This window comes from Microvenator marinus (genome assembly GCF_007993755.1).
Lineage (GTDB): Bacteria > Myxococcota_A > Bradymonadia > Bradymonadales > Bradymonadaceae > Allomicrovenator > Allomicrovenator marinus.
The window spans coordinates 281,787-308,375 of the sequence record NZ_CP042467.1 but is presented as its reverse complement, the minus strand read 5'-3'; the positions used below and the strand labels follow the sequence as shown (position 1 = coordinate 308,375).

The 26,589-nt window shown below is 54.2% G+C and carries 19 protein-coding genes; 1 reads left to right on the top strand and 18 read right to left on the bottom strand.

Translation table 11 applies throughout. From position 1 onward, the window contains the following. Positions 1–152: 152 nt before the first annotated feature. The 16 genes from carA to FRD01_RS01165 form a co-directional block, all read right to left on the bottom strand. Positions 153–1,265, bottom strand: a complete 1,113-nt coding sequence (gene carA, locus FRD01_RS01240) for a glutamine-hydrolyzing carbamoyl-phosphate synthase small subunit (RefSeq protein WP_249755909.1) — start codon at positions 1,263–1,265, stop codon at positions 153–155. After that, complete coding sequence (locus FRD01_RS01235; protein ID WP_146956885.1) at positions 1,262–2,179, bottom strand: aspartate carbamoyltransferase catalytic subunit; 918 nt, start codon at positions 2,177–2,179, stop codon at positions 1,262–1,264. Before FRD01_RS01235 ends, carA begins: the two co-directional genes overlap by 4 nt. Before the next feature lie 7 nt (positions 2,180–2,186). Then, positions 2,187–3,128: a signal peptidase I gene (gene lepB / locus FRD01_RS01230; RefSeq protein WP_249755908.1), complete on the bottom strand. Its 942-nt coding sequence runs from the start codon at positions 3,126–3,128 to the stop codon at positions 2,187–2,189. 40 nt (positions 3,129–3,168) lie between these two features. Next, a complete protein-coding gene (gene lepA, locus FRD01_RS01225) occupies positions 3,169–4,986 on the bottom strand; it encodes a translation elongation factor 4 (RefSeq protein ID WP_146956883.1) in 1,818 nt (605 codons plus the stop codon). 103 nt (positions 4,987–5,089) lie between these two features. Beyond that, positions 5,090–5,863, bottom strand: coding sequence for a type II CAAX endopeptidase family protein (locus FRD01_RS01220; protein WP_146956881.1), 774 nt, complete (start codon positions 5,861–5,863; stop codon positions 5,090–5,092). 39 nt (positions 5,864–5,902) lie between these two features. Continuing rightward, on the bottom strand, positions 5,903–6,481 hold the full coding sequence (locus tag FRD01_RS01215) for a hypothetical protein (RefSeq protein WP_146956880.1): 579 nt from the start codon (positions 6,479–6,481) through the stop codon (positions 5,903–5,905). 24 nt (positions 6,482–6,505) lie between these two features. Beyond that, positions 6,506–8,107 (bottom strand): DUF58 domain-containing protein, encoded by a 1,602-nt coding sequence (locus FRD01_RS01210; protein ID WP_146956878.1) that lies wholly within the window; start codon positions 8,105–8,107, stop codon positions 6,506–6,508. Continuing rightward, positions 8,104–9,090: an AAA family ATPase gene (locus FRD01_RS01205; protein ID WP_249755907.1), complete on the bottom strand. Its 987-nt coding sequence runs from the start codon at positions 9,088–9,090 to the stop codon at positions 8,104–8,106. The genes FRD01_RS01210 and FRD01_RS01205 overlap by 4 nt, the downstream gene beginning before the upstream one ends. Next, the gene (locus tag FRD01_RS01200; protein ID WP_146956876.1) at positions 9,056–10,396 is read right to left on the bottom strand and encodes a DUF4350 domain-containing protein; all 1,341 of its coding nucleotides are present in this window, start codon (positions 10,394–10,396) and stop codon (positions 9,056–9,058) included. The genes FRD01_RS01205 and FRD01_RS01200 overlap by 35 nt, the downstream gene beginning before the upstream one ends. Then, the gene (locus FRD01_RS01195) at positions 10,393–12,174 is read right to left on the bottom strand and encodes a carboxypeptidase-like regulatory domain-containing protein (RefSeq protein ID WP_146956874.1); all 1,782 of its coding nucleotides are present in this window, start codon (positions 12,172–12,174) and stop codon (positions 10,393–10,395) included. Before FRD01_RS01195 ends, FRD01_RS01200 begins: the two co-directional genes overlap by 4 nt. Beyond that, the gene (locus FRD01_RS01190; RefSeq protein ID WP_146956872.1) at positions 12,171–14,738 is read right to left on the bottom strand and encodes a tetratricopeptide repeat protein; all 2,568 of its coding nucleotides are present in this window, start codon (positions 14,736–14,738) and stop codon (positions 12,171–12,173) included. The genes FRD01_RS01195 and FRD01_RS01190 overlap by 4 nt, the downstream gene beginning before the upstream one ends. Positions 14,739–14,809: 71 nt before the next feature. Continuing rightward, the gene (locus FRD01_RS01185; protein WP_146956870.1) at positions 14,810–15,556 is read right to left on the bottom strand and encodes an outer membrane beta-barrel domain-containing protein; all 747 of its coding nucleotides are present in this window, start codon (positions 15,554–15,556) and stop codon (positions 14,810–14,812) included. 1 nt (position 15,557) lies between these two features. Continuing rightward, entirely contained in the window at positions 15,558–16,283 is a 726-nt protein-coding gene (locus FRD01_RS01180) for an outer membrane beta-barrel domain-containing protein (RefSeq protein WP_146956868.1), read from the bottom strand. A gap of 84 nt (positions 16,284–16,367) precedes the next feature. Beyond that, complete coding sequence (ftsY, locus tag FRD01_RS01175) at positions 16,368–17,696, bottom strand: signal recognition particle-docking protein FtsY (RefSeq protein ID WP_146956866.1); 1,329 nt, start codon at positions 17,694–17,696, stop codon at positions 16,368–16,370. An 82-nt stretch (positions 17,697–17,778) separates the two neighbouring features. Beyond that, the gene (locus tag FRD01_RS01170) at positions 17,779–21,258 is read right to left on the bottom strand and encodes an AAA family ATPase (protein WP_146956864.1); all 3,480 of its coding nucleotides are present in this window, start codon (positions 21,256–21,258) and stop codon (positions 17,779–17,781) included. A 51-nt stretch (positions 21,259–21,309) separates the two neighbouring features. After that, the gene (locus FRD01_RS01165) at positions 21,310–22,764 is read right to left on the bottom strand and encodes an N-6 DNA methylase (RefSeq protein ID WP_249755906.1); all 1,455 of its coding nucleotides are present in this window, start codon (positions 22,762–22,764) and stop codon (positions 21,310–21,312) included. Between the two features lie 197 nt (positions 22,765–22,961). Between FRD01_RS01165 and FRD01_RS01160 the strand changes: the two genes are divergently transcribed. Then, positions 22,962–24,410: a serine/threonine-protein kinase gene (locus FRD01_RS01160; RefSeq protein WP_249755905.1), complete on the top strand. Its 1,449-nt coding sequence runs from the start codon at positions 22,962–22,964 to the stop codon at positions 24,408–24,410. Here the strand turns inward: FRD01_RS01160 and FRD01_RS01155 are convergent. After that, complete coding sequence (locus tag FRD01_RS01155) at positions 24,387–26,042, bottom strand: hypothetical protein (RefSeq protein WP_146956858.1); 1,656 nt, start codon at positions 26,040–26,042, stop codon at positions 24,387–24,389. The two genes, FRD01_RS01160 and FRD01_RS01155, sit on opposite strands and share 24 nt — an antisense overlap. A gap of 1 nt (position 26,043) precedes the next feature. Then, on the bottom strand, positions 26,044–26,577 hold the full coding sequence (locus FRD01_RS01150; RefSeq protein ID WP_249755904.1) for an OmpH/Skp family outer membrane protein: 534 nt from the start codon (positions 26,575–26,577) through the stop codon (positions 26,044–26,046). Between the last annotated feature and the right edge of the window lie 12 nt (positions 26,578–26,589).

The window sequence follows — 26,589 nt, the reverse complement described above, 5'->3', positions numbered from 1 at the left end:
CTGCATACCCTCGCGTGGCGCGAGACCATCCTATGGTCACACCGACTTAGGAAAGCCACCGCGAGTGGCGTCTTTGGAACTTTCCGAGCTGTACCTGTTCAAACTATACCTTTAGCTTGAGTAGCACGCACCCGAAAAATCCCGACCAAAGCTCAAATTGCTCCACAGAACCTGTCGAAGAAGTTTTCGGCATCGTGTGGACCCGGCCCGGCTTCGGGGTGGAACTGCACCGCTTCGACATTCTTGTCTTTATGGCGAAACCCTTCAATCGTTTCATCATTGAGATTGATATGGGTTAGCTCCAAGAACTCAGGCAATTCTGAAACCGCATAACCGTGATTCTGGCTCGTCATTTCCACTTTGCCGGTGGGCAAGTACTGCACAGGTTGGTTCGGCCCTCGATGGCCAAACTTTAGCTTGTATGTCTTTCCGCCAAAGGCGAGCGCGAGGAGTTGGTGCCCAAGGCAAATGCCCCAGGTGGGCCATCGCTCGGTTAGACGCAAAATCTTTTCGCTCTGCGCCGACAAAACTTGAGGATCGCCAGGCCCGTTCGAGAGAAGCACCCCGTCAGGCCGCAGTCGCTCGATTTCCTCTACGCCGTAAGAGTTGGGCACAAGCGTGACGTTGACGCCACGTCGCAGGAGATTTCGAACAATGGAGCGCTTAACCCCGTAGTCCACAACCACCACATGCTTTGCCCCGCCGGCTTCACCGGTCAAAACCTTCTCAAGATCGCCCTGTCCTTCGAGCCGAAGCGCCACCGGTTCGCTGACGCTCACCTCCGAGACAAAATCACGCTCACCGTACTTGGGCTGTGCTTTCAGCCAGCTCAACGTCGCCGCAGGGTCGAGAGATTCGCCTGTTGCGATGCATGCCAAAAGAGCTCCCTTGTCCCGAATTCTGCGAGTCAACTCACGCGTATCGATGCCCCAGAATGCCGGAACGTCGTCATTGCCAAGCCATTGGGTCAAACTCGACTCAGAGCGGTAATTGCTAGGAACCATAGACACTTCGCGAGCCACGAGGCCCGCCGCTTTGATCCCTTCCGATTCATTGTCGCGGGAACTGACGCCATAGTTCCCAACATGAGGCTGGGTGAACATCACGATTTGTCCGGCGTAGGATGGGTCGGTCATCACCTCTTGATAACCAGTCATGCTGGTGTTGAACACCAATTCGCCGACGTATTTCTGGGCATGTTCAAACTGTGAGTACCCCTCGTAGACCGTCCCATCTTCCAAAACCAGAATCGCTTTGTACATCATGCTCTCCCAAACGCCTTTAACAACACGGCTTGCCGAATCGCGACACCGTTTCCGGTCTGCTTCAGAATCAAACTGCGGTGAGATTCTACCACGTCGGTAGAGAGCTCAACGCCTCGAATTACGGGCCCCGGATGCATGATCAAGGCGTGCTTCGGCATTTCCGTCTCCACGACAGACATGTCGACACCCCAATCCTGAACATACTGGTCGAGGTCGAGATTCTCGACCATACGCTCCACCTGCAATCTGAGCATAATCACCGCATCCACGTCCTTTAGAGCCTCGGAGCGTGACGTCATGGTTTGCGCGTTCCAACCGTCCGTGGAGCGAGGAAGGAGCTGCGGTGGCCCAGCTAGTACGACATCCGCACCGAGTTTTGAGAGCGCCAAGACATTGCTTCGTGCGACCCGCGAGTGCAACACATCGCCGATGATCGCGACACGGACTCCGTCCAAATCTTCTCGACCTAGCGCTCGCGTAAGTGTGAACGCATCGATCAAAGCCTGGGTGGGATGTTCACCGGTACCATTGCCGGCATTGATCACAGCAGCCTCGACCCGCTCAGCGATACTTAACGGAAGAGCACGCTGTGAGTCACGAATCACAAACGCTCCCACACCCATCGCTTCGAGGTTCTGGCAGGTATCAAGGAGCGTTTCTCCCTTCTCGATACTCGACATCTGAGCCTGCAGTACAAGCGGATGCGCACCGAGTCTTACCGCAGAGATTTCGAAGCTTGAGCGCGTACGGGTGCTCGGCTCCATGAACATCAAGCCAACCACTTCCCCACGTAGCGCATCCCTGAACTCCGGCGGAGTGATGGCCTTTTCGTTCTTGTCCACGAAGCGGGAAGCAAGAGACAAATAGCCCTCGATATCTGTGCGACCGAGAGTATCTATTCCCAACAAATCCATATGTGCCTCAGTGAATTGTCGAGCCGAACCGGCTCCAGCGTATGAACTCGCCCTCTTGGTCACTTAGAGAGAGCCAAATGAAGAGTGCCCGACCCTTGATATTTTCCATGGGGACTTGTCCCCAACAACGGCTGTCTGAGCTATCGTCTCGGTGATCTCCCATGACGAAGAAGTGCCCTTCATTGACCTTCACTGGACCGAAGTCTTCGTGAGGACGTCGATACTGAATCGTGTAGGTGTATTCACCCGACGTCTCCCGCTCTTGGGTCAACACGGGAGCCATAAAGCTACCTGTTGGAGTGCGCGATTCCAACGTTCGTGGAAGAGGGTTCTGATTCAGATAGAGTTGCCCCTCTCGAATTTCGATCACATCGCCAGGCAGACCGATGATTCGTTTGATGAAGTCTTTGGGTTCTCTAAGGGAGCCCTCGTCAATACACGCTTGCTCTCGAGGCGTATTCTTGACGTGGGCACGCGCCTCTTTCACCGGGAAGGTGAAAACCACCACTTCGCCGCGTGCTGGTTTTGCGAACTCCACCATGAAGATTTCTGTAAATGGAACCCGAAGACCATAGGTGAACTTGCTCACGAAGATATGGTCACCGATGAGCAGTGTCGGGATCATGGAACCTGTTGGAATCTTAAACGGTTCCACGACAAAGGCACGAAGAAGCAACGCCACTAGGACCGCGACGCCAATCGACTCTACGTACTCGCGGGTTGGACTCTTGGGTTTATAACCAAGCTTCGCGACCGCAATATCTTCGAGCTCTTTCGCCGCCTGCCTCGATGCGCTCAGGTCTTTGCGAAAACCGCCGGTCTTATCGGATTCGATGGCCGCTTTGAGCTTGACCACGTACGCTTCGACATCACGCGCCACGTCATCGCCGACCTTCGACTTAGCCAAATGCCGCTCGACCCGCTTTAGAACACTGCGGATTTCACTCAACGAGCGACTTTTTTCATCTTTACCGGCCAAATGACGTTCCTCAGTCTTGATCGACTTTTAGCACCGCAAGGAAAGCCTCTTGTGGAATCTCCACCGAGCCAACCTGCTTCATGCGCTTCTTGCCTTCCTTTTGTTTTTCCAAGAGCTTTCGCTTTCGGCTGATATCACCACCGTAGCACTTAGCGGTCACGTTCTTTCGGTACGCCTTGATCGTCTCGCGTGCAACTACTTTCGTACCGATCGCGGTCTGAATTGGGACCTCAAACATCTGACGAGGAATGACCTCTTTAAGACGTTTGCACACGGCTTTCCCACGCTCATACGCAGTGCTGCGGTGTACGATGAAACTCAGCGCATCTACAGGTTCTGCGTTTACCAAGACGTCGAGCTTGACCAGATCTCCCGCACGGTGTCCGATCATTTCATAATCAAAACTCGCGTAACCGCGCGACACTGACTTGAGTCGGTCGAAGAAGTCAAAGACAACCTCGTTCATCGGCAATTCGTAGGTCAAAATAAGGCGACTCATACCCGAATAGCGCATGTCTATTTGAGTTCCGCGGCGCTCTTCGCAAAGCTGGAGAACCGGTCCAACGTGCTCTGGTGGCACATGAATGGTTGCCTTGATAAACGGCTCGGTGATCTTGTCGATCTCCATCAGGGGCGGCAGTTTTGATGGGTTTTCAACATCCACCATAGTGCCGTCCTTGAGATGGACTTTGTAAATCACCGAAGGCGCAGTGGTGATCAATTCAAGGTTGTACTCACGCTCTAGACGCTCCTGCACGATTTCCATGTGCAAAAGGCCGAGGAATCCACAGCGGAAGCCAAAGCCTAGCGCCTGCGAGGTCTCGGGTTCGTAGGAGAACGCCGAGTCGTTGAGCACCAGTTTGTCCAGGGCATCCCGGAGTTCCTGATAGTCCTTGGTATCGGTCGGGAAGATACCGCAAAACACCATGGGCTGGACATCTTTGAAACCTGGCAAAGGATCCTTCGCTGGGTTCTGAACGCCCGTTAGCGTATCGCCCATCTTGGTCTTTGAAACCTCTTTAATCATCGAGATAACAAAACCTACCTCTCCGGGGCCCAGTTCGGATACCGGTCGCGGGAAAGGCCCATAGACACCCAGTTCCTGAACTTCAGACTCAGCTCCACTGGCCATCCACCGAACCTTTTGCCCCTTCTTCAAACGGCCATCCATGACCCGTACAAGGTTGATCACACCGCGATAGGGATCAAACCAGGAGTCGAAGATCAGCGCTTTGAGCGGAGCTTCGGCGTTGCCGGTCGGTGGGGGAACATTCTTGACGATGGCTTCCAGAATCTCAACGATTCCGATTCCCGCTTTGGCACTGGCTTCGACAGCCTCACTTGCGTCAATTCCGATGACATCTTCAATCTCGGCGCGCACTCGTGTGGGATCTGCTGCGGGAAGGTCGATCTTGTTCAAAACCGGCACGATCTCAAGGTTCGCATCCACAGCCATATAGACGTTGGCCACGGTTTGAGCCTCGACGCCCTGAGAAGAATCCACAACCAGGAGAGCGCCTTCGCAACACGCAAGGCTGCGAGAAACTTCGTAGGCAAAGTCCACGTGTCCGGGAGTGTCGATCAAATTCAAGATATACGTCTGACCGTCTTGGGACGTGAAACTCAAGCGCACGGTTTGAGCCTTAATCGTGATTCCCCGTTCACGCTCAAGATCCATGTTGTCCAAAAATTGCTCTTTCTTCTCGCGGTCTGTGACCGCGTGCGTCGCATCCAAAATTCGGTCGGCAAGCGTAGACTTGCCATGATCGATATGGGCGATGATGGAAAAGTTCCTGATTTTAGACTGATCGACGGTATTTTTTGACATTCGTTCAACTTCCGAGCGCAACAAGCGCCCACCATAGGGCGAGTTTCTTTACCTTAGCAGACCGATCAAGGTCAAACCCCTCTCCTGTGTTTCGATGCGAATCTCAGCGGATTTTGTCGTGGATCGTGCAAAGCACATCCATAGTAAACCCTACGCTCCAGTGCAGTAATGCTCCCGGAAGCCAAGATTTGCTCTTCAGAGCCGCGTATCCCAGAATCACACCGGCGATTACCGCTCCCAAAGTCTCAGCGATGGGCTTACCAAAGTGAATCATACAGTACGGAATCGTCATGATAATCACGGCGTAATATCCGAATCGCTTAAAGAGAGCGAAGACCAAGAAGCCCCTAAAGAAGGCCTCGAGCGCGAAGAACTGAATGCCGTACATGACCTGGTAGGTTCCGAAGTGAATCACCGATTTCCCGGCATCATCGTAGAACGGATATTTGTCCTGAAAACTCTCCATAAAGCTCACGCCCACAAGGAGCGGCAACATAAAGAGGAACATCCCAAGGTAGTACTTCCCGTGCCCTTTCTCCCAGAGCCTAAACCCATAGTTTCCGACCGAGTCTTTGAACCAGAACCAGATGATAACCATGGGCAACGCAATTCGAAACGTAACGCTTGTGACCGCCCAATACGTGTAAGAAAGCAGCCCTCGGTACGTGGATTTCTCCATTCCCAAGAGCTCCACGACGTCGCGCTCCAACGATGAGCGAAAGAATACAGGGCGCCCGTAGTAATAGAAGAACGTCAGAAGTACGCTCGTCAAAATCAACACAGCTACGCTGCGTCGATCTAGCGGTAGATCGACTCCACCGTTGTTCGCGATATCTTCCCAAGCACCGCCGAAATACTGCTTAAGTCGGTCTTTCACCTGGTCACTTATTGAAAGAGGAAAAATCTGGTGGTGATATTATTGGGTCTGCCACGTATCTGCACGCCCATCCGCATTGAGATCGCGACCAATTCGGTCCAGAACACCTTGTTCATAGAACTCCCAGTAATCCACTTTCTGATCACCGGTCGTATCCTTTTCTACCCGCTGTATTTCGCCTTTGTCGTAATAACGAGTAGCCACAATGCGCCCTTCAGCGTCGTAGAGTTCTTTTTTTACGATACGGCCTGCATCGAGATGGTTTCGGAAGTCAAAAACACCGTCGAGATCGGTATCCACGTCTTCCAACATCACACGGCCTTCCTCGTTGTACTTTCGAACGATATTGAGCTTGCCGTCGGAGTTCACATCTACTCGCTTTTCGATCATGCGGGTCTTGGTCACAGAGGGGTCGTTGGGGTCCGGGTACTCCTCCATCACTTTGGTCACGTCTACACGCCCGTCCCCGTCGACGTCGAATTCCTGAAGCCAGTTACCATCTTTAGCCCGCGTCATCTTCGTTTGGCCTCCGAGGATCAACTCTGAATCAGGTCGCTCGTCAGCACCGGAACACCCCGTCACAATCACACCAACCAGACCCAAAATCATCCATTTCATCGAAACCTCCGAGTTTCCCCGAGACTAAACACTGCGATTTTCCAACGCAAGCCCCTTCGAGGGTCCTTTTACTCTGACCTTAACCCCCATCGCACGCAATTTCTTAACTATTTTTGAGCGTTCCTCGGCTTCGGCCGACGTAAAAAGGCCGCGAACCACCTGATAACTCTGCGTCATTTCGGAATCTTGATAAAAATCCGGTGTGAATAGCACTTCGAACTCAATATCAAACCTATTGGCTGCCGCCTGCCTCAAGACCTTGGAAAGCATGTCTGGATTCAAGATCCCACAAAGATCCGAGATGACCACGACTTTGGTACCCTTCGGGGCGTGGCTCATGATCGTTTCAATAGCGTGGGCGATGCCGCGCTCCTTCATCCCGAGACGTGCCTCAACTCGAAACGGCACGTCGACTCCACGTAGCTGCAAGAAGCGCCGCAATCCCGAGGCGTGACCGTTCACGATACCCTGAGTCAAAACCGGACTCTTGAGGCTCTTTGATTCGGGCTGAGTCTCAATCCATCGTCGCAGCAATCCCCCGTTTACACCGGACTCGGGATCGGTCTCGCCTTTGCGGAAATCCAGTCGTTCCTGCACCAGCAGATAGTCAGCCGCGAGCCGCTCAACATCTGTTTCATCAAGTTCTGTGAGGTCAGGATCGACAACCGCGTTTAGCCCCACCAAATGGTGAAGAATCCGCTTCATGTGGGCGCTCGAATGTCCCAGGGGAACATGCCCATAGACGCGCTCGTCAAACGTCACGATGCCTACACGATCCTTGCGCCGAATCACCGCATCCGCGCGGTCCACAAGGAGCTGAAGACCAAAATCAAGCTTCTGGCCCGCCCATTGCCCTCCACGCATCGAGCTCGAGATATCCAAGACGAGGTAGGTATTGGTGGTTATCTCGTTTTCGTAGTCGCGAGAGACGAGTTTCCGAGCCCTTAACGAGGTCTTCCAAGCGATATCACGCAGAGGGTCGCCCGGCTGATAGTCTCGCAACTCTCTCAGGTCGGAGCCGGACCCTACCTGGTCCACCACATGAACTCCAAGATCGCTTATCGCCTGATTTCTTCGTGCACTCTTACGACGCAAGATGGGGCCCGCAAGTGGATACACCTCAAAGGCATGAGTGCACGGCAGATAGTCGCGCCCATCCACGAGCCCGAGCGGGTCCGATACCGTCAGGTCAAACCCATGTAGAACCCAACGCCCTGCCCGCTTGCCTTCAACGGCCACCTCAGTGGCCAACGCCCGACCGCCTCTCAAAGGGTCACGTAGCGAGAGGGGCTCAATATCCAACCCGGCTGAAGCGAACGGCTTGGCGCGCACGTGGTAGAGCCCAACACCCGAAGTGTTTCGAAATCCCAGCGCGAGGCGTTCTCGCTCACCGACCACCTTGCCCGTGCCAGGAGATTCCGCGGCGTCCAGCACATCGATCGAGACAAATCTTCGGTCGAGCGCAAGTACACCTGGCACGAGAAGCACAAGAGACACCATCAAAAGTACGATGTGTACCTGTCCGAGCAGCACCAGCAAGGGGCTTGAAAGGAACACGCCACCGACTAGAAAACACGCTCCTGCCAAGAAGACCCACTTGCCTTGATTTCGCAAGAATGGGTTCAAGCTGACTCCGAGTACTTCACTCTATCCAAAGCCTGTTTGACCACGTCTTCACCGCTGACGCCCGAGAGCTCGGCTTCAGGCTGCATGATGATGCGATGCGCGAGAACCTTTCTCACTAACGCCTTGACGTCATCGGGTAAGACAAAGGTCCGCTCGTTGACAATCGCCCGAGCTTTCGAAGCACGCAGGAGCGCGAGCGCCGCCCTTGGAGAAGCTCCGAGCGCCGTTTGCGGGTGCTCGCGCGTGAATCGCACGATACGCACGATATACTGCGCGAGCTCATCCGATACATGAACGTCCTCTACGATCTTCCTAATCTCCAGAATATCCGCGCCACTCAACACCTTGGGCACCGCTTCGTGCGCACGCTGATGGGTCTTCAGGACTTTGAGTTCCTGATCGGCGCTTGGGTAGTCGATATGGAGCTTCATCAAGAATCGGTCGAGCTGGGCTTCTGGAAGCTCGTAGACCCCCTCTTGCTCGATAGGGTTTTGCGTGGCGAGTACCAAAAATGGTCGAGGTAGAACGTGGGTCACACCTTCGATTGTGACCTGATATTCCTGCATGGCTTCGAGGAGCGCCGATTGAGTTTTGGCGGGCGCGCGGTTGATTTCATCGCCCAGGATCACGTTGGCGAAAATCGGCCCCTTTCTCAGCGTAAACTCCTGCGTCTGCAGGTTGGGAATGTAGACCCCAGTGATGTCCGAAGGCAGCATGTCCGGCGTAAACTGAATGCGTTTGAACTCCGAATCGATGGTTTGCGAAAACGTCCTTACAAGAGTAGTTTTTGCAACGCCTGGCACCCCTTCCAAAAGGGCATGACCGGCCGCAAAGAGCGTGATTAGGAGCCCCTCTACCACGGTGGCGGGCCCGATATAGATACGGGACACCTCGGACAAGACCTTATGGATTGGCTCTCTATAAGGCGCCATGCGCGCTTCGAGAGGATCAGAAATCACCGGAGGCACGTCTAATGTACTCATTATCTATTCCCATTAAGGTCAAAGTTTCACGAACTCTTCTGTGCGCTTTCAACAAATCAGCTTGAGTAAAATGCGCATCACTATCCAAAAACACTCGATTTCGAGGCGGAATCGTCGCCATTAGCGCCAGAAGCTCAAGTGTAGCCGAACGCAGCGCCTTCTTCTTGGGTTCTGGAAACCGCTCCAAATAACGTTGGGTGAACGCATCAGCGATGTTTTCAATTCCTGGGCGCTCAGTTGCTTTGCTTCCCCAATACCCCATCTCTTTGAGAAAGAGCTCTTCGAAGGTCTCCTTCAGGATCGACATGGGTAGAGCGTGATTCGCGGCACGAGCACCTCGACCAAACCTTGAAATATTCCAGTCAAACTCACTCTGAGGATTTGGAATCTTTGCGAAAAAATCACTCACATACGCACTATACGCCCTCGTGGGCCGCATCGGTAGGATCGTCAGGAGGTAAGCCCCTATGCCGATCACGAGAAGAATGGACATGTAAAAGAGCAGCTCGCCAAGAATCGTGCGCATGGCTTGTTCGATGGCTTCATTCAGAGCGCTGATTGTGTCGCCGACATCTTCGGCTCCAATGGTCGGTTCCCCGCGATACGTGCCGCTGACCTCGAACTCGCCCGTCAAGAGCGTAACCACGCAATTCGGGGCGCTATCACACACATAGGACAGCGCGTTCCGCGCGAAAATCAGATTATCCGCACTCTCGAGCATCTGATTAATCACGAGGCTCGAATCCGCCACCACGATAGCCTTTCCGGAGCCGAGGTTCATGTCGTAGACCAGCGCGCCGCCCGCCTCGTATCCGATTACTGCGCCTCCAGGGTTTGTCAGGACCGCCGGGTGATTAGCCACCACACGCCCTACCCCTTCGAGAAGGGGGTGGCGTCCAAGAGGCGAGAAAACGGGAAATGCAAAGCGCCCGTCGGCAAACTCTCCGTGTGGAAAGTTCCCTTTAGACGGCACAACGCGCGTGATCTCAAGCCTTTCTAAGAGTTGTTCGCTCGTTCCAAAATCATCAAAAAGGAGCATTCGCCCGCCGTCGGAAAGCCACTGGCCAAGCTCTTGACCGTTCATCGGAGCTTGCGGATAGACGACGACCAATCTTGAGTTCTCATCGAGCGACGCCAGGTCCAACGTTGAAGTAATTTCAACCTGAATCCCGAGCGTCTCAGCCGCGCCCACAAAGTCTCGAAGACCGTGCCACTCGTCACTAAGAGGGTCGTAATCGGCCAAATCCTGAGCCGACGAGGGCAACGCAACGCCCAAAATGAAGAGAAGCACGGCGAGTATTCTCATTCGTGAACCTCAACCCCTGCTCGACGACGCAGGTTCACCACCAAATCTCGGGCATTTAGCCAAACCCCTTCGTCATAGATTTTTCCTGAGAAGTAGCTCTCTTCCACCAGTGATGCCAGTGCATCGAGGATATGAGAAAGGTTTTCAGATTCGCGAGCCAACGCCTCGAGCGACTCACGCTCTCGGGGCTCCACAACTTCAAGAAGTTGACGCAGCTCCTTGTCGATCTCGTCGGGGCTGAGCTGCCCCCACGGGTCGTCTCCAAACACCCCTTCAAGCGTTGTCTGGTAGAGCCTTCGAATTTTCAACGGAACCGCCACCATATCCACTCTCATCGCGGCCCAACGCCCTTGATGTGGGACTTTCACGCGCATCTTTCCGGTCACAAAGCCTCGCCCACGAACCTCCATCTCCCACTCACCGGGCTCCACATCGACGAAGCGAAATCTCCCTCGTGAGTCGACTTCTAGCGGCTCTGAATGGCGCTCACCTCTGACCAGCCGAACCTGACACCCCTTTGCGGGCTGATTTTGCCACACGTCCCAAACCACCCCGCCCAGGTCATCACGCGCCCCAGCCTCGGTCACCTCTTCCAGGAAAACGGGCACGAGAACTTCCTCTTTTTCCAGGGCTTGTCGATCGCGCTTCTGCTTCGCCTGAGCATTGCGCCAGGCTTTCCAGCGCTCTCTAAGCCTCAGGAGGCCCTGTTGAAAGATAAAGAGCAGTCCAATCACGATAGCAACTACCCCGAACCAACCCGTCACCTTCCGCGCTCTAGACGGTTCGATGAGAACGGGGGTCACGTCCACGGTTTCAGTCTTTCCAACATTCGGAATAACTCGCACACGCCCTTCCCAAACCCCGTTCCCCAATCTCAGGCTCGGAACAAAGACCTCGAAGTTTCCTTCGTCGTCGGTCCGAGTGGATTCGGTAATGGATTCTCGAAGGTCGTCGTGTCCTTCCAATACCGGCACAAAAGAGCCTTGGACCCGCAGATTCGCAAGTGGATCGCCCAGGGACTCGACCTTCCCGCTGATACTCATTCCGCGTGAGAGACCAGAAATCCGAACTTGCATATCCGCGCTTATCTGGGCCTTTTCCGTGAAACGAATCTGGGCGCTCGCGCGGACCTCGTCGCGATAGTTGGAGGGCGGGAGCACAAGCTCTAACGTGTTGATGCCCTCTTTGAGGTAGTCGTTGACGTTGAAGCTTCCGCGCCCGGATGTATCCATGTCGATCTGCCCCAACCAGACACCGTTCAGGTACACCTGAGGCCCAAGAGTCACGGGCACACCTGCTGCGCGAGCATTCGCATAAACCAAGACTGGACTTTCTCGCCCAAAGACGTGTTCTGGAGCTATTGCATCAAGCTCAAATGCCACGGGTTCAAGTGTCATCGACACATCCCGAACGTCCCCTTCAAAATGGATATCGTTCGCGCGCTCTACGACGACTCGATACTCGCCGGGCGGCAATTCGTCTTGGAAAATGAACTGCCCTGTCTCTTTGGTTGAGACCTCTTGAGTGATGTTCCTGCCTTGAGGTCCGATAATGCGGACGACCACGCTGCGGTATCCAATCGCCCGACCCGTCTCGTCGCTAAGGGTACCACTTACCTGAGCGAGCGTCCCCGCAGCAACCGCACTAACCTCCAGATTGGCTTTGCCCTTAACCCTCAGCTCCAGGGCGTGGGCAGCGCCGGTCCACAATGCAAGGCCCATGAAAAACATGGCCACGTTTGCATGAAGTGCGCGGATTTTTGTGGGCTTCTGATTCATTTCAGCCTGGAGAGTCGTTCCTCTACCCATTTTCGATGTTCACCACGGGGCTGAAGTTCAAGATACTTCCTGAGATGATCCTCAGCGATCTGAAAATCACGGGTCTCCCATGCGACGCGGCCCAAGCCATAATGCGCGTCGGCGTTTGTGGAATCGGCTTGTAGTGCCTGCGAAAAGGATACTCTGGCCTGATTGAGGTCTGAACGCGCGAACCAATAATGCCCGACCTCCACCAAGAGATCGGCTCTCGGTCCCACGGCCTCTATCGCAGCTTCAATCTTTGAAAGAGCGGTCTCATCCCCTGAGCGAACTCCCAGGATGATCCCGAACCACTTCAAACTCTCCGCACGTTGCGCCACGTAGTCTCCGCCGTTGTAGCCGAGCGCAATCCGCTCCATGTCACGGGCCGCGGTTTCTCCCCCGAGTTTGAGATACGTCCTTCCAAGGCCCTGAATGGCTTCCATGTTGGCTCGGTCGGATAGCAAAGACTTGTGATACATCTTTCGTGATTCATCCCATGCGCCGAGGCGCTCCAATCTCATGGCGTAATTCGCGAGGCTTGCCGAGTTCTCAACTCCTGCATTGCTAAAGTGAACATCAGCGTCTCGATATTCCCCCTTCGCACGAGAAACGATCGCGGAGACCCAATGGAAATGAAAACCGTGGCCTTCCTCTATCGATTCCAAGTGGTCGAACGCACCTCGATCTCCAAGCCAGAGAAGTGAGTCGATCAGCCAAACGCGTAAGAAAACACTCTCCTTGCCCAACGAGGACATACGGTGTTTGAGGTCCTCCGCCACGTTTGGGTCCTTTAAGTAGGCCCGCATCCACAAACGAGGGCCTTCGAGCAAGAGGTCAGGCAAGAGGCCCGTTCGAGCACCAAGTAAACGCTCAGCTTCTGTATCGGAGACCTGAAAGGCGGTTCTGAAATCCTCGGTAGCCTGGAAGAAATTGGCATCGGATTGAAGCGCTTCTCCGCGTAGCTCGTGGTCAAGATGACTTGCAGCCAGTTTACTCCACGGACCATCTTGGCCTTTCAGCAAACCATGGGCCAAACTAGGATTTCCGATGCCTACCGAAGCAATCGCCCCAAATCCAAACCCTAGATCAAGGAAGTCACCATGCGCTGACCCGACGAACCTCAAGAGGCGCAAATCCTGAATTCCTTCTGCATCGAAACCTCGCAATCGCAACGCGCCTTGAAGGACTCGGGCTGGCCCAAGTTCAGTCTCGATCTCCAACGCGAGAGCAACCTCCTCTTGGGCCTTCGCTCGCTCGCCTCCCTCCGCAGCCCAAAGGGCTCGCTGATAGTGGCCAAAAGCGGAGAAGAAACGTGCGGCAGAGGTTTTAACTGGGGGCGAATCGAACTCCCACATCGAACCTTGTGCACCTTCCCGGAGAACAAGTCCGCCAGTGTCGTCTAGCTCAGCTCCCATCAACACGGTCTGCAGACGCTGGTTCTCGTAATTGAGACGCAAGTAGGGATGGTCTGGAACCAACTGTCCGATACGCTCTCGTGCAAGCTCTACTCCTTGAGCATCCCCGCGTCGGACCGCCAGTCTTAGTTTCCCAAGCCACCCATCTAAGAATTCAGGATAGAGCCGGTTTAACTCGTCGAAAGCAAGGTCTTGGGCACCTTCATCACCCCGGAACTCGGCCAGCATGGCCGCTGTCCAAAGCGAGGCAAGCGAGTCTGGGTACTTGAGTTCCAACTCCTTGGAGAGCCGAATCGCACTTTCAAGGTCCTTGGCCTCCAACGCCTTCAAGAAGGCGTGCGTTACGCCCCACTCTCCTGCACCATCTTGTAGTTCGTACTGACTTTCTGAACCTTGGAGCGCGAGTAAGAACTGATATCGTTCCTCGATCTCTTTTGACCCCGGGTGATTTCGAGCAGCCGTCCCCGCCTGTCCAAGAGCCTCATTGAAATCAAGGGGATCTAGCGTTCCAATCAATGTGTCCAGGGAATGAATCTCAGCGACTCGACGACCTTCAACCCAGTACCAAGAGACGCCTAGAGTAACCAACATCAAGAAGATTGCTCCAAAGCTATGCCTCTTAGTCCAGCGGATTTCTCTCCTCTTTGTGGCCTTTTCCCGGGCAGGTTCCGGAGGCTTTGGAGCTGGCTCTCGCTCAGGTTCCGGAATAGCTTGTTCAACCGGAGCTTCAACGTGTTCAACTTCCTCAGGCTCTTCAAGCTCAACGTGCGCAAATCCGTCCACGGTTTGGTCGGATTGCGAGACATCAAATTGCGAGACATCTAAGTGCGTGTCCTCTGCAGGCTCGTTCTCAAGAGGTTCGTCTTTCTTTGGTTTCATCGGAATATAGGTCAAGCCCGCGCGGCTCGCAGGCCCGACCAGAGCCTCGGCGATATCGTCGCGACCATTGGCTCGCAGATTGTCCAAAATCGCGCTGAAAATATCGTCCTTTTCAGGCTGGACCCCAAGCATTTTGACGAGGTCCGCCTCAAGACCCCTGGTTGGCGATTCCACGCTAAACCAAAGGACCAAAAGCTCGATGGCATCCTGACGTCCGGGCTCCCTCTTTAGGCCCTCAATGAGGACCATAATGGCCCGAGTCTCGTCCCCTCTTGTGTGTGCACGTTCAGCCCGTTTGACGAAACTCATCGGAGTGAGGGCTATTTGGAAATCTTGACGTCACCGGGGAGGAAAATTCCGAGCCCGATATTCAGAAGCACGGTGTCGGTGAATTCAGGTGTGGCGGTCCCTCGGCTGATCTCTGCGCGCGAATAGAGCATATTCTTGAGATCGATATTGAGGGAAAGCATGTCGGAGAGGAAAAGACGTACGCCGAATGTCAACGCAGCACCTGGCTTGATGCCGGTCAAAGCCTCATCGACCTCTCCGTTTCCAGCCGCGACAGCATCTTCATTTGCGAAGAGGAAACCCGCGCCCATGTGGAAGTCGTAAGACACGCTGGTGCTTTTGAAGAGACTGAATTTGCCGAAGATCGGAACCCAGTGAATTCCCACGTCGGCCTGCCAGGCGAGGTACGAGTATGAAACCTCATTGAGCCGGCCCGGGCTGAGTGTGTCTGCGATATTGTTCGAGAGATCGGTCTCGAGCTGGAGCAACCCGTAGCCACCTGAGACACCAAGCGACCATTCGTTCGTCAGGTGATACGAGAGGTTTGCACCCACGAGCATGTTGCGCCGAAATGAGTCGGCCAACGTAAACCCGATAGTTGGAGCTACTTCAAACCTTGTGGAACGGTAGAGCAGTTTGCGTCGGACGATATCACCCTGGCTCACCGCCGCATCCTCTGCGAAGGCGTCGCTGGGTTCCACAACCACCATGGCGAAGGCCATGAAGCATGAAATTACCGCCACCAAAATTCGCCGATTCGATACTTGTTCAATCAACATCTCAGTCCTCCGAATCCACGAACTCTTGGGTATATTCAAACGTCGTTGGCAGATAGAAACTAAAGCCACCTGCGAACGTCAACACATTCGAAAGAGCCCCACTGACGCCCTCGAGGTCTTGCATGAAGATCAGGTCTCGAACCTCGACCGTAAATGCGATCCACTTGTTGGTGAAGAAACGGCCGGAAAGAGCGATCGTCCCGCCCGGCTTTCCTGCAGCACTTGGAATCGAGACGCTACCTGCGTTGATCCACATACCTCCCACACTCACTGCGAAGTCGTAGTAGACGATGGCTGAGTTGAAGAGGGAGAGCTTGCCCATAAAAGGCACGTATCCCAACTCCAGACCGCCTGCCCACTGCACAACGGGTGAATCTGCCGAAGCGCCCGTCTGGTTCGCGATTGCCTCATACGAGGCAGTGACGCCGCCTATGGCGTCACCAAAATCGAACCAATCGAACAATCCGCCGATGTAGAAGGTCTCCGACAAATGGTAATTCGCGTTTAATCCCAGCTTAAACGAACGATAGACATCGTCGTTCACGGAAACACCGAAGCGTGGAGCCAGTTCAAAACGGCCCTTCTGCAGCACGGGTTTCGGCTGAAGTACGTGAATTTTGTCGTCAAACTGGGCTCTAACTTGCTGAGCCTCAGCGACCGAGGGAAGGGCTATGCTCAGCAGGGAAACTAAAGTGCACCCCAAGAGCGAAACTGTTGCCTTTGTCATGCGCCGTCCGTCGTAATACTTGCTAACTCTATGAGACCGCCAAGGCTATACCATGAGCCTCAAACGGTCGACAAGGAAGTTTGGTCACATGAAAAGTGCTTCCACAAACTCATCCGCCTTAAACTCACGTAAATCGGTGACCGATTCACCGATACCGATAAAGCGAATGGGTGAGTCAAGTTCTTCACATATACCAAGAATCACACCACCTTTGGCGGTGCCGTCGAGCTTCGTGAGTACGATTCCCGAGATGTCTACGGCTTCTTTGAAAAGCTTCGCCTGTTGAATCGCGTTCTGGCCGGTATTCGCGTCCAACACGAGGATCGTCTCATGCGGCGCGGTATCGATGACTTTTGAGGCCACACGATTCATCTTGCGCAGCTCGTCTAAAAGATTGGCTTTTGTGTGCAATCGTCCCGCCGTATCACAAATGATAACGTCAAAACCTTCTTTTGCACCCCGCTCGATCCCGGCATAAATCACCGAGGACGGATCTGAGTCCTGCTCACCTTGATGAACCGGGATATTCGTACGCTCGCCCCACACGCCTAGCTGTTCTACTGCAGCGGCGCGAAATGTGTCCCCGGCTACCATCAGCACTGACTTCCCTTGCTTCTTGTACTTACTGGCGAGCTTTCCAATGGTCGTTGTCTTGCCAACACCGTTGACGCCCACCACCAGAATTACGAAGGGATGATGAGCATCGAGATCGAGTTTTCCTTCCCGCGCCTTGAGCTTCTTCAGCACGTATTGACGTACGAACGCCCAAACTGTTGCGGGATCTTGTTTCTGATCCCCATTGAGGTGTTCTTGCACTGCTTCCAGAATATCGTTGGCCGCAGAGGTTCCGATATCCGCTGTGAAGAGAACTTCCTCGATTTCATCAACGAGATTCTCGTTGAGCTCTTCGCCCTTAAAGAGAGCCGAGAGCCTGCCAATGAACCCCGTCCGTGTCTTTGCAAGACCTTCGGAGAGCTTCGTTCCAGTTTCCGAGACGGACTCTTCCTCGAGCATCGCATCCCAGCCCGCTGAAACCTCCTCAAGCTTGTCTTCACCCGCGTCTTCCTTGGGCTTTTGGGCCTCGTGATCCACTTTCGACTTTTCGGTGGCCTCAACTGCGGTTTCTCGCTTTCCTTTGTCCCCGGTGATTTTCGCCGCCTTGGCACGTTTGATCTCTGCCAGAGACATATCGTCGGTAATTTCGACGGGCGCCTCTACCTCGAGCCTGTCATCAAGCGCGCTCTTCTTCGGCTTAGGAGCGTCAGCCTTAACCTCAATGTCTGCAGGAGGCTTCGGTTTGCTCCGCATCACGAAGAACACGATCGCGACAATCACAAGGATTGCGGCAATCACGCCAATCACGATGGGATCAACGCCCTGACCAGTATTTGCGAGTAAAGGAATCATCTGCATTTTAGTTCCGGTTCATCTGTAAAATATCGTTCTACCGCTCTCATCGTCGGGGACAATGTTGGAACGATTTCAAAAGGTCAAGTCATGACACGAGTTCTTCGGCGTCCGAGAGCTTGACGGAGACGATCTTCGAAATGCCTGCGTCCTCCATCGTGACGCCATACAACATTTGCGCAGCCTCCATAGTCCTTCGACTGTGCGTGATCACGATCATCTGAGACATCTCACTCATTTGACGCACCATCTCCGCGAATCGGCCCACGTTTGCCTCGTCAAGCGGTGCGTCAACCTCGTCAAGGATTGAGAATGGCGTCGGTTTAAGCATGAAAATGGAGAAGATCAGACTGACAGCCGTCAGAGCCTTTTCACCACCTGAGAGAAGCGTCACATTTTGGAGCCGTTTTCCGGGCGGACACACCTCAATATCCACACCCGTCGTCAACATATCGTTCGGGTCCGTGAGAATGAGGCGCGCATGTCCACCTCTAAAGAGCTTTGGGAAAATCTCTCGAAACTGAGCGTCCACCGCATCAAACGTTTCTCGGAATCGCTTTCGACTTTCCCGATCCATCTCGGCAATCGCTTTCCTCAAATCCGAGACACTGCGAAGGAGATCGTCTCGTTGCTCAGTTAAGAAGACCTCGCGGCCCTGCGCCTCTTCGTATTCCTCTTCCGCCATGGCGTTTACCGGCCCCATCTGTTCAAGACGGCGCCGAAGATAGTCGCGGCGAGACTCTTGTTCACCTTCGGGGAGCTCCACCTGAGCCGCGATGACGCGCGCCTCTTGCCAATTCCCATCGAACCTTTCCTTCAACTTCTCATTGGTATGCTCGATTTCAATCTGGACCTCTCGTAGTGCGCCCTCACCAACCATCAACGCCTCCCGAGCCTTCTCGGTTTGCGCCCTCTTTTCACGCAACATGAGTTCGGCTTCGCGGGAACGATTCTGAGCCTCGCTCGCCTCCTTGGTACGGATCTCCACCGTGGCCTTCGCCTGCTCGAGTTCGCCCGACATCTGAGCCAATCCCTGGTTCGAATCCTTTATTATGACCTCGAATTCAGCCGACTTCTTTTCCAACTCCTTTCGTTCGTTCACGTAGCGTTCTTCAAGCGATACGGCAGATTGAATCCCTCTTCTTATCCGCTCAAAACTCTCTTCGAGGCTTCGCCGCCGTTCCCTGGCTTTGGCCTGTTCAACTCGCTTTTCCGTAAGTGAGAGGTGAAGGGTCTCAACAGCACGACGAAGCTCTTTGACCTCGGACTCGCGGGCCGCAAATTGCTGAGCGAGCTCCTCCCTCGTTGCCACGTTCTGTGACTCCCTCCCTTGCAGGTCTTCGAGTTCCTCCTGACACTGTTCTCGTCGACGCAGCATAGGCAAGAGTTGACTTCGTGAGCGGTCGATCTCTGCTTTTGAGCGCGTGACCTCACGCCGAAACTCCTCGATCTTTCGGGATTGTTCACGAGCTCCGAGCTCTGCTGATTCAAGACTGCGCCGAGCTTCGTCCCACTTGCCCCAGGTCTCTTCGCGCTCGGCCTGGGCAATCTCAAGTGCCTTGAGAGCTTCTTTCTCACCCGAGTCCATGGCGACCACGGTGCTCTCCAACTCCTTGATCTGGTTGGCCCGCCTAAGGGCTTCAGCACCGGCAGGTAGGGCCTCACCAGCCACCACCAATTCATCAGCGACCAAAACCCCGGATTCGAACACAAAAACCTTTTGTTCCTTTGGGGGGAGCCCAGAATCTGCGGCCAGAGACTCGAAGGAGGACACGAGAGTTTCAGAAAACGTCGGACCGTCGAAATCACTCCAGACTTCGAACACGATTCGCCCTTTGATGCGCCTTTGTGCCGCACGAAATGCGACTTCTCGAGACCTCACAATGATGTGCTCAAGCCTTGGACCAAGCCAACGTGCCACAGCTGATTCAAGGTGAGCCGGAACGTCGAGGAAATTGCCCAGCGGTCCCAAAACCTCGTTTTCTCCTTCACGACTCGCCCACTTCATCACGTCTTGAACAGACCCGGCAAAACCTTCACCTGACGCGCGGATCGACTTCATTGAATCAAGCCTCGCCTGAGTCGAAAGCAGCTCTCCTCGTGCCTTCTCGTGCTCACGTCTCAAAGCAAGGCACCTCGATTCTAGCTCGGTCTTCGCCACTCTGAGCCCATCGAGGTTAACTTTGCCCTTGGCGACCTGCTCCTCGAGAGCCTCCAACGCGTTCAACTCTTCATCCACCCGCTTAGACCATCGATCCATCTGCACGGAACTCGACTTGATGACCTCATTGATCTCGGCTTCACGGCCGGCCATTTCTTCAAGTTGAGACTTAAGCCACGCCACGCGATCCTGCGCCCGATGGAACTCCGAGCGAACCCTCTCAAGCGCAGCTTTAACTTCCTGGGCGTCAGTTTCAGTCCGAACAAGAGCATCCCTGAGTTCTCTTAACTCCTTCTCCTCTTCGTTGACCTGTGAATCCACGCGCGAGCCCTGATCGAGCTCCGCGAGTTCTCTCTCAACCCCCTCGAGCTCGCGCTTAAGTCGTGCTGCACGGTCCGCCTGAGACGACGCTTCATGTCTCGCATTTGACAGACGTTCTTGGACGTCCCTCAGACTTGTGGTTGCGTGGCTCAAGTTCGTTTGGGCGAGCGAGTTGCGCGTCTCCAGCTTGAAGAATGCTTCTCGAGCATCGCTCAGATGCCTTTCCGAAATCTGGACTGCGTCTCGGAGGTCGCCCAATGCCTTCTCATGTCGCTCGAGCCTCTCGACCGCTTCTTCGAGTTCATTTTTTGCCGCGGCCAAACGTTCTCGTTCTCGCCCTTCCCTCTCATGAAGCGCGTCGTACCTACGAGTTAACAACGCAAGCTCTAATCCAAAGAGTTCTTCGCTCAGACGTCGATGCTGGGCTGCCCTTTGGGCCTGCCGTTCCAACGACCGGATCTGACGTGTCACTTCCAAGAGCACGTCTTCGGACCGCTGTAGGTTTTCTTCAGCCTTCTCCAGGCGCTTTACCGTGCGCTCTCGCTGCGCCTTGTAGCGCGTAATCCCGCTGGCTTCCTCGATGAGCAGTCGACGCTCGGAGGGTCGGGCACTGACGATAAAGCCGACCTGATTTTGCTCGATGATGCTGTAGCCCTGCTTTCCAACGCCGGTTCCCGCTAGGAGATTCTGAATATCCATCAAGCGGCAGCCCACCCTATTGATCAAATATTCCGAATCTCCGGAACGATGGAGTCGGCGAGTGACTGCGATTTCGCTGATCTCTCGGAATTCGCGGGGAATGGAGTCATCCCATTGAGCGGATCCGTCATTCTCGAAGGTCAACGTGACTTCAGCCATCCCCAAAGGACGCGCACTTTCGCTCCCCGCGAAGATCACATCCTCCATCGACTGACCGCGAAGGCTCTTCGGAGACATGTCTCCCATAGCCCACTTCATGGCATCAACGACGTTGCTTTTGCCGCACCCATTGGGCCCGACGATGGCGGTCATTCCCTCGCTGAACTCCAGAGACATCTTGTCCCTGAACGATTTGAATCCCACAATGTCGATTCGACGAAGTCGCATGGCCTTCCGCTCAGAAACGGGCGCGGAGCATAACGAGCATGTCCGCGATCTTCAACGCAGATCGACAAACGCTTCTTTGCTTTCGAGCACTTGACTCAGTCCAAGGCGGGCACGCTCCGAAAAATCCTTCAAAGGCTCCACCGGCAACGAGCGAAGCGGTGTCGAATAGAACTCAAACATCTTGCCCTTGCGTTTGCCATTGCACTCCAACCACTTGGAAACCCAAGGGGAATTCAAAGCCAACATCAGCCGAATCAAGTACTCCACGGGTTCTTCTACTTCGGGTGGCGCCACGAGATAGGTGCAATCACTCGATATCGCACTTCCCGAAAGATCTAGACAAAATCTTGGCTCCGGAGCACGCCGGGGCACCACGAGTTTTGGCCCTACCATCTCCTCGCGCCTGCGCGGCCAGTGAAGCCGATACCACGGCATGCCGTTCTGAACTTCGCGCCGTCCCTCAAGTCTCGTGCGCGCGCCGCCCAACCATTCAGATACAAATTCAACGTCATCGGGATTCAGCTCTTCATCAATCCAGATAACCTGCGGCGTTTGAGGCGCGACCAAAAAAACCCGATTTGCCGCACACAGACTCGACCGCAATACTGGCCGAATAGCCCCTGACCACGCCCCTTCCACGTCATCTCTCAAAAAGCAGGATTTCCCATCAACTCTGTCCGCCCCACTCACAAAACCTTGGCGATCGAGGCAAAGCACCTCAAGTGACACATGAGATTCCGGAACTGCTATTTCCCCCCTGTTCCAGGCGTCTCCGTTCTGAAAGAGTGGCGGCTTTCCAGCTTGACTGACAAAGATGAGCGAATGATGGCCGGGGGCATCATCGAAATTCTCCGCTCCTAGAGTTTCCAACGTTGTGGGAGGAGCAAGTTCACATAGATAGCTTCTCAACTTCGCGGCGCTATCCGCTTGCAGCCAATACTCACTCGTCAAGAGAACGAGTGGCTTTCCGTCAGCGATTGCAGCACTCCTTGCGATGAAGAAGTACGCGAGGTCCATCCGCGCAGCGTGAATCGCGGCGAGGTCGGGGTAGGCGTGGCGCACGCTCTGAAAGAACTCACGGTTTCCCTTTTCGCCGAGATATGGAGGATTTCCTACCACGGCCCCAACGTCCTCTATCTGCCTCGGCAAAAGGCCATCGCCCCACTCGATAAACACATCGGCGTCTGGAAACTCAATCGCCAATCGAGTTGCAGCCACAAGAGCGCTCTCCGGCTCAATCTCAACCCCATAAACGCCACTAGCGCCGTGTCTCAGAGCGGCAAGAAGCAGTTCGCCCGAACCGCATGAAATATCGACAACCGTCCCATCGCAGCCCCCCAAATGAGCCAACATGCGCTCAGCGAGAGACCGAGGTGTGAAGTAAATCCCTCCACGTTTTCGGTCTTTCTGGGCAAAAAGTCGATCAGCGCGTTCAATCTCGAAGGACTCAATCGGAACGCCAACTTCACTCACCGAACATACAAAATCCGAAAGGTTCGAACTCACGCGTTGGCCAAGCCACGTCACAAAGTCTAGGCGAGTGACGGGCTTACCTAATGAAACCTCGACCACTTGGCACAGAGTTGCCACCAAATTTGTGCACCGTTGCCTCGTACTCTCAGGTATCGCGCTTGCTTCATACATCTGTTTCAATCTATGCTACTGGGCGTCTGGGGAAAAACCCCAATTTCACAAAACGTCCGATGTCCGACCTAACTCCTACAGTGGGCCCGGGGACTATCCTCGCTGAGCGTTACGAACTGATTGATGAAATCGGTCGTGGCGGCTTTGGCATGGTCTATCGAGCAAAGCAGTTGAACATGGACCGCGAGGTCGCGGTGAAGTTGCTACCGCCCAACTTCATGGCAATCCCTGACGTTGTGGAGCGTTTTAAGCGCGAAGCCCAGCTCGCAAGTCGGCTCAGACACCCCAACACCATCACCCTTCACGACTACGGTAGCCACGAGAACGTGCTCTATATCGTGATGGAACTACTGACCGGTGAAGACCTGGCTGACGTGCTGAAGCGAGACGGAAAGCTCCCGGTGAAGCGCGCGATAAAGATTGCGCGGCAGGTGCTCAAGAGCCTTTCGGAGGCGCACGAACAAGGGATTGTTCACCGAGACCTGAAGCCGGAAAACGTGTTCCTGAGCATCGTCGGGGAAGATACCGACGTCGTCAAAGTCCTCGATTTTGGTATCGCAAAGCTCGCCTCTCCGCGCCCCGAAGACGCGCATGACGAGAAGAACCGCGCGTTGACCATTTCAGGCTCTACGGTGGGAACGCCCACCTACATGTCTCCGGAACAGGCTGCTGGTGAGGAAGTCACAGGACAAAGCGACCTCTACACGCTGGGCGTGATCCTCTACGAGATGATCAACGGGCGACCGCCCTTCCACAACCGAGACCCCGTCAAAGTCATGAGATCTCATCTCTTTGATGATGTTCCTCCCATGAGGATCAAAGAACTCGAAGGGAGCGTCATCGAGAGAGTCATCCGCAAGGCTCTTGAAAAGGAACTCCCCGACCGGTTCCAAAACGCCAATGAATTTCTTCTAGCCTTGGCCGGCGAACCGGTCGCAAGACCCAAAGTGCAAGGAGTGGAGCTTCGCAAGCTCGAAGAACTTTCAGCGCCAAGCTCCGAGGCTGAAGAGGACGTTTTTCATCAGACTCTTCAGTTCGTAGATTCCCAGCGCAAATCCGCAGACGAGATTCCTTTTGATTCACTCAAAAATGGGTCACATCTAACGCCACCACCCGCAGCAATTGTGGCGCAGGGCTCCACCACCTCATCCTCAATCATCAGGGTGATTGAAGCGGCTCAAGATGACGAAGTCATCGTTTTGACTACTCGCAAGGAACCTACCCCAAGTGGCGCGGGTGATTCACACGAACGTATTCAGCGGGTAGACACCTCAATGGTCGCCTCACAGCCGCTGACAACCCCACAACAGGGAACAGCTGCCGTGGTTCCAGAGGACGGTTGGCAATGGGGCGAAAGCGTCCCCACTGGCGACCATCCAGCACAGAGTTCGGACTTTTCGGCGATCTCAACACGTCCTCCAATCTGGCCGTTTGTCTTAGGTGTTCTTGTACTCCTTGCCGCGCTCTTCTTTTTCGTGCCAGCGCTACGGGCTCTTCTCCCCTTCTAAGACGGGAGCCAAACCCTCAGTTTCTTTGGGAGGCTCAACCAGAGGAACACGAGGAGGGTCGACCTCGAGCGAATAGATAGGGCACTCTCCGATCTCGGCTGCAAAAACGCGCACAAAATACTTACCCTTTGGCAAATCCACCTGAATCTTTCCCTGGTTCCCTGCCGCAACCCTAGCTCCTGCTGAGTCCAAGAGCTCAAAATTGGTTTCCGACGGCGAGAGACTCAAATCGAGCGTCTCTAACTCATCGAAAACTTCGAAACTGTAGTAGTCCGATGTTTGCGCGGATTCGATAACACCACGCCGGACTCCAAACATCTCCTCCGCTTCATCCAGGCTATTATTCGGCTCCCACTCAAACCCCTCAATCTGGCTCAAATCGCTAATCTTGACGTGATAGTCCAGATCCGAAGTGGTCACGTATTCCTTGGCCTTAATTGAAATCTCAAGCTCTCCAGGCCGAAAACTCAGTCCACATGCGTTCCACGCCGTACCTTCAGCATCAACCCCAAGTTCCGCCAAACCCTTGGACGTGATGATATTCACATCCAACTTCGATTCCGACACAGCCCTAACTTCGACGTTACTTATCGAGTCCCAACGTTGTCGCTCACCTTCCACCGTTGGAGGCTTCGCGGCTTCCTCAAGCGGCTTTCCAAAGCCGAGTCGGTCAATATCACCCGCATAGAAGAGCTTTCCTCGAACCTCGGCTGGAATCCCAAAAACTTGGGGCGCAATATCGTTTGGCTCAAGCTCCACATCCGGAGCCACTTCCTTCAGGTCCACCAGCGAGAGCGTGTACATCGACTTGATGTCAAACCCCGACTCGGTCTTGAGCTTCAACCACAACTCCTCTCCCGCTGCCTGCTTGAAGGCAGGAATTCTCAAAGGCTCTTGGCCGACCGTGAGCTCGACCAGCTTTGTCGTTGAATCACTCCCATACACACGGAACTTCTGTGTCAGATTCGACGCTGGAGTGAGTTCGACTTGAAAGTAGCGGTCTGTATCAGACGAAGGAATACGGTAGAAATCTCGATCATCGCTACGATCGAACATTCCTTGGACCTGCCCACCGATCTTGAGTTCGTTGGCGTTCTCGCGTCGGTCGTTAGGCTCGGCTTCGAGCCCTCCGGAAACGATTCGACGCATCAACCTAATTTCATATGGACCAGAACCGCTGCCAACCGACCGGAGCGCGAAGTATACAACCTCTCCCTCATTCAAGAAGACCAGTGGTATGCTCTCTTGCTCGCCTACCCCGCCTACGTTGTAAGTGCTTGCCGGAATGGAAAACTGAGTTCCGGCCAGATGCAGCGAGATATCAAGTTCGGACGAAGGTTGTACTGTAATTTCGTACGCGCCTGGCATTCCCGAAATCGCGAACCAGTCCACGTCTGAAACCGTTCCAAGCTCTGCTTTGAGCGGTCGCAATTCCTTATGAATCTCGATTCGAGTTGCGGACTCGGCTGAATCGTTCGGCTCGGTTTCAGAAGGCGCTGACGACTCGGTAGGAACTTCAACAGGTTTCGCCTCGGCGGGACGGTCCGAGACCTTCTTACGAATTGTGTCTTCACAATCACATGCTGGTCCAAGTATCCCCAGAGATGCAAAGAGCAAAAAAGCGCGCTTCATTTCACTTTTTGTTGTAGCGGCGCACTAGTTCGTCGGTGATATCCATGCCGGGTTTCGCAAAGAGGATCGAGGACTCAGACCGTTCAAGAATCATGTCGTAGCCTTTCTCTTTGCCGATTTCCTCAATGATTTTGCCCATCTTTTCGAAAATCTTCTTCGTGGCTTCGGCTTCCTTTTTCGACAAATCACCTTGGAGCTGGATGTAGAGTTGTTGCAGCTCATACATCTTCTTCTGGAGTTCCATGGCTCGCTCGCGACGTGCATCTTCAGAGAGCATCATCGCTTGAGACTCAAGGTTCTCCTTGAGTTTCTTGACGTCCTCTTGCTTCTTGTCGAGCTGCTTTTGCTTCTCATCGAACTCTTTCTTGAGCTTCGCTTTTGCGCTCTTGCCCTCTCCCACTTCATTGAGTGCTTTTTGAAGGTCCACGTAAGCGACCTTCATGTCTTGAGCACTTACGCTGGGAATCGCAATCAAGAAGGTGGCGAATACAGCGAGCAGAATCTGGACGAGTTTTTGTGTCGTTCTAAATGTCATAAATTTCTCTCT

Excerpts from the sequence above, each read along its gene's own strand:
- carA (WP_249755909.1), bottom strand. The coding sequence starts at position 1,265 with ATGATGTACAAAGCGATTCTGGTTTTGGAAGATGGGACGGTCTACGAG.
- FRD01_RS01235 (WP_146956885.1), bottom strand. The coding sequence starts at position 2,179 with ATGGATTTGTTGGGAATAGATACTCTCGGTCGCACAGATATCGAGGGC.
- lepA (WP_146956883.1), bottom strand. The coding sequence starts at position 4,986 with ATGTCAAAAAATACCGTCGATCAGTCTAAAATCAGGAACTTTTCCATC.
- FRD01_RS01215 (WP_146956880.1), bottom strand. The coding sequence starts at position 6,481 with ATGAAATGGATGATTTTGGGTCTGGTTGGTGTGATTGTGACGGGGTGT.
- FRD01_RS01205 (WP_249755907.1), bottom strand. The coding sequence starts at position 9,090 with ATGAGTACATTAGACGTGCCTCCGGTGATTTCTGATCCTCTCGAAGCG.
- FRD01_RS01200 (WP_146956876.1), bottom strand. The coding sequence starts at position 10,396 with ATGAGAATACTCGCCGTGCTTCTCTTCATTTTGGGCGTTGCGTTGCCC.
- FRD01_RS01195 (WP_146956874.1), bottom strand. The coding sequence starts at position 12,174 with ATGAATCAGAAGCCCACAAAAATCCGCGCACTTCATGCAAACGTGGCC.
- FRD01_RS01190 (WP_146956872.1), bottom strand. The coding sequence starts at position 14,738 with ATGGTCCTCATTGAGGGCCTAAAGAGGGAGCCCGGACGTCAGGATGCC.
- FRD01_RS01185 (WP_146956870.1), bottom strand. The coding sequence starts at position 15,556 with ATGTTGATTGAACAAGTATCGAATCGGCGAATTTTGGTGGCGGTAATT.
- FRD01_RS01180 (WP_146956868.1), bottom strand. The coding sequence starts at position 16,283 with ATGACAAAGGCAACAGTTTCGCTCTTGGGGTGCACTTTAGTTTCCCTG.
- ftsY (WP_146956866.1), bottom strand. The coding sequence starts at position 17,696 with ATGCAGATGATTCCTTTACTCGCAAATACTGGTCAGGGCGTTGATCCC.
- FRD01_RS01170 (WP_146956864.1), bottom strand. The coding sequence starts at position 21,258 with ATGCGACTTCGTCGAATCGACATTGTGGGATTCAAATCGTTCAGGGAC.
- FRD01_RS01160 (WP_249755905.1), top strand. The coding sequence starts at position 22,962 with ATGTCCGACCTAACTCCTACAGTGGGCCCGGGGACTATCCTCGCTGAG.
- FRD01_RS01155 (WP_146956858.1), bottom strand. The coding sequence starts at position 26,042 with ATGAAGCGCGCTTTTTTGCTCTTTGCATCTCTGGGGATACTTGGACCA.
- FRD01_RS01150 (WP_249755904.1), bottom strand. The coding sequence starts at position 26,577 with ATGACATTTAGAACGACACAAAAACTCGTCCAGATTCTGCTCGCTGTA.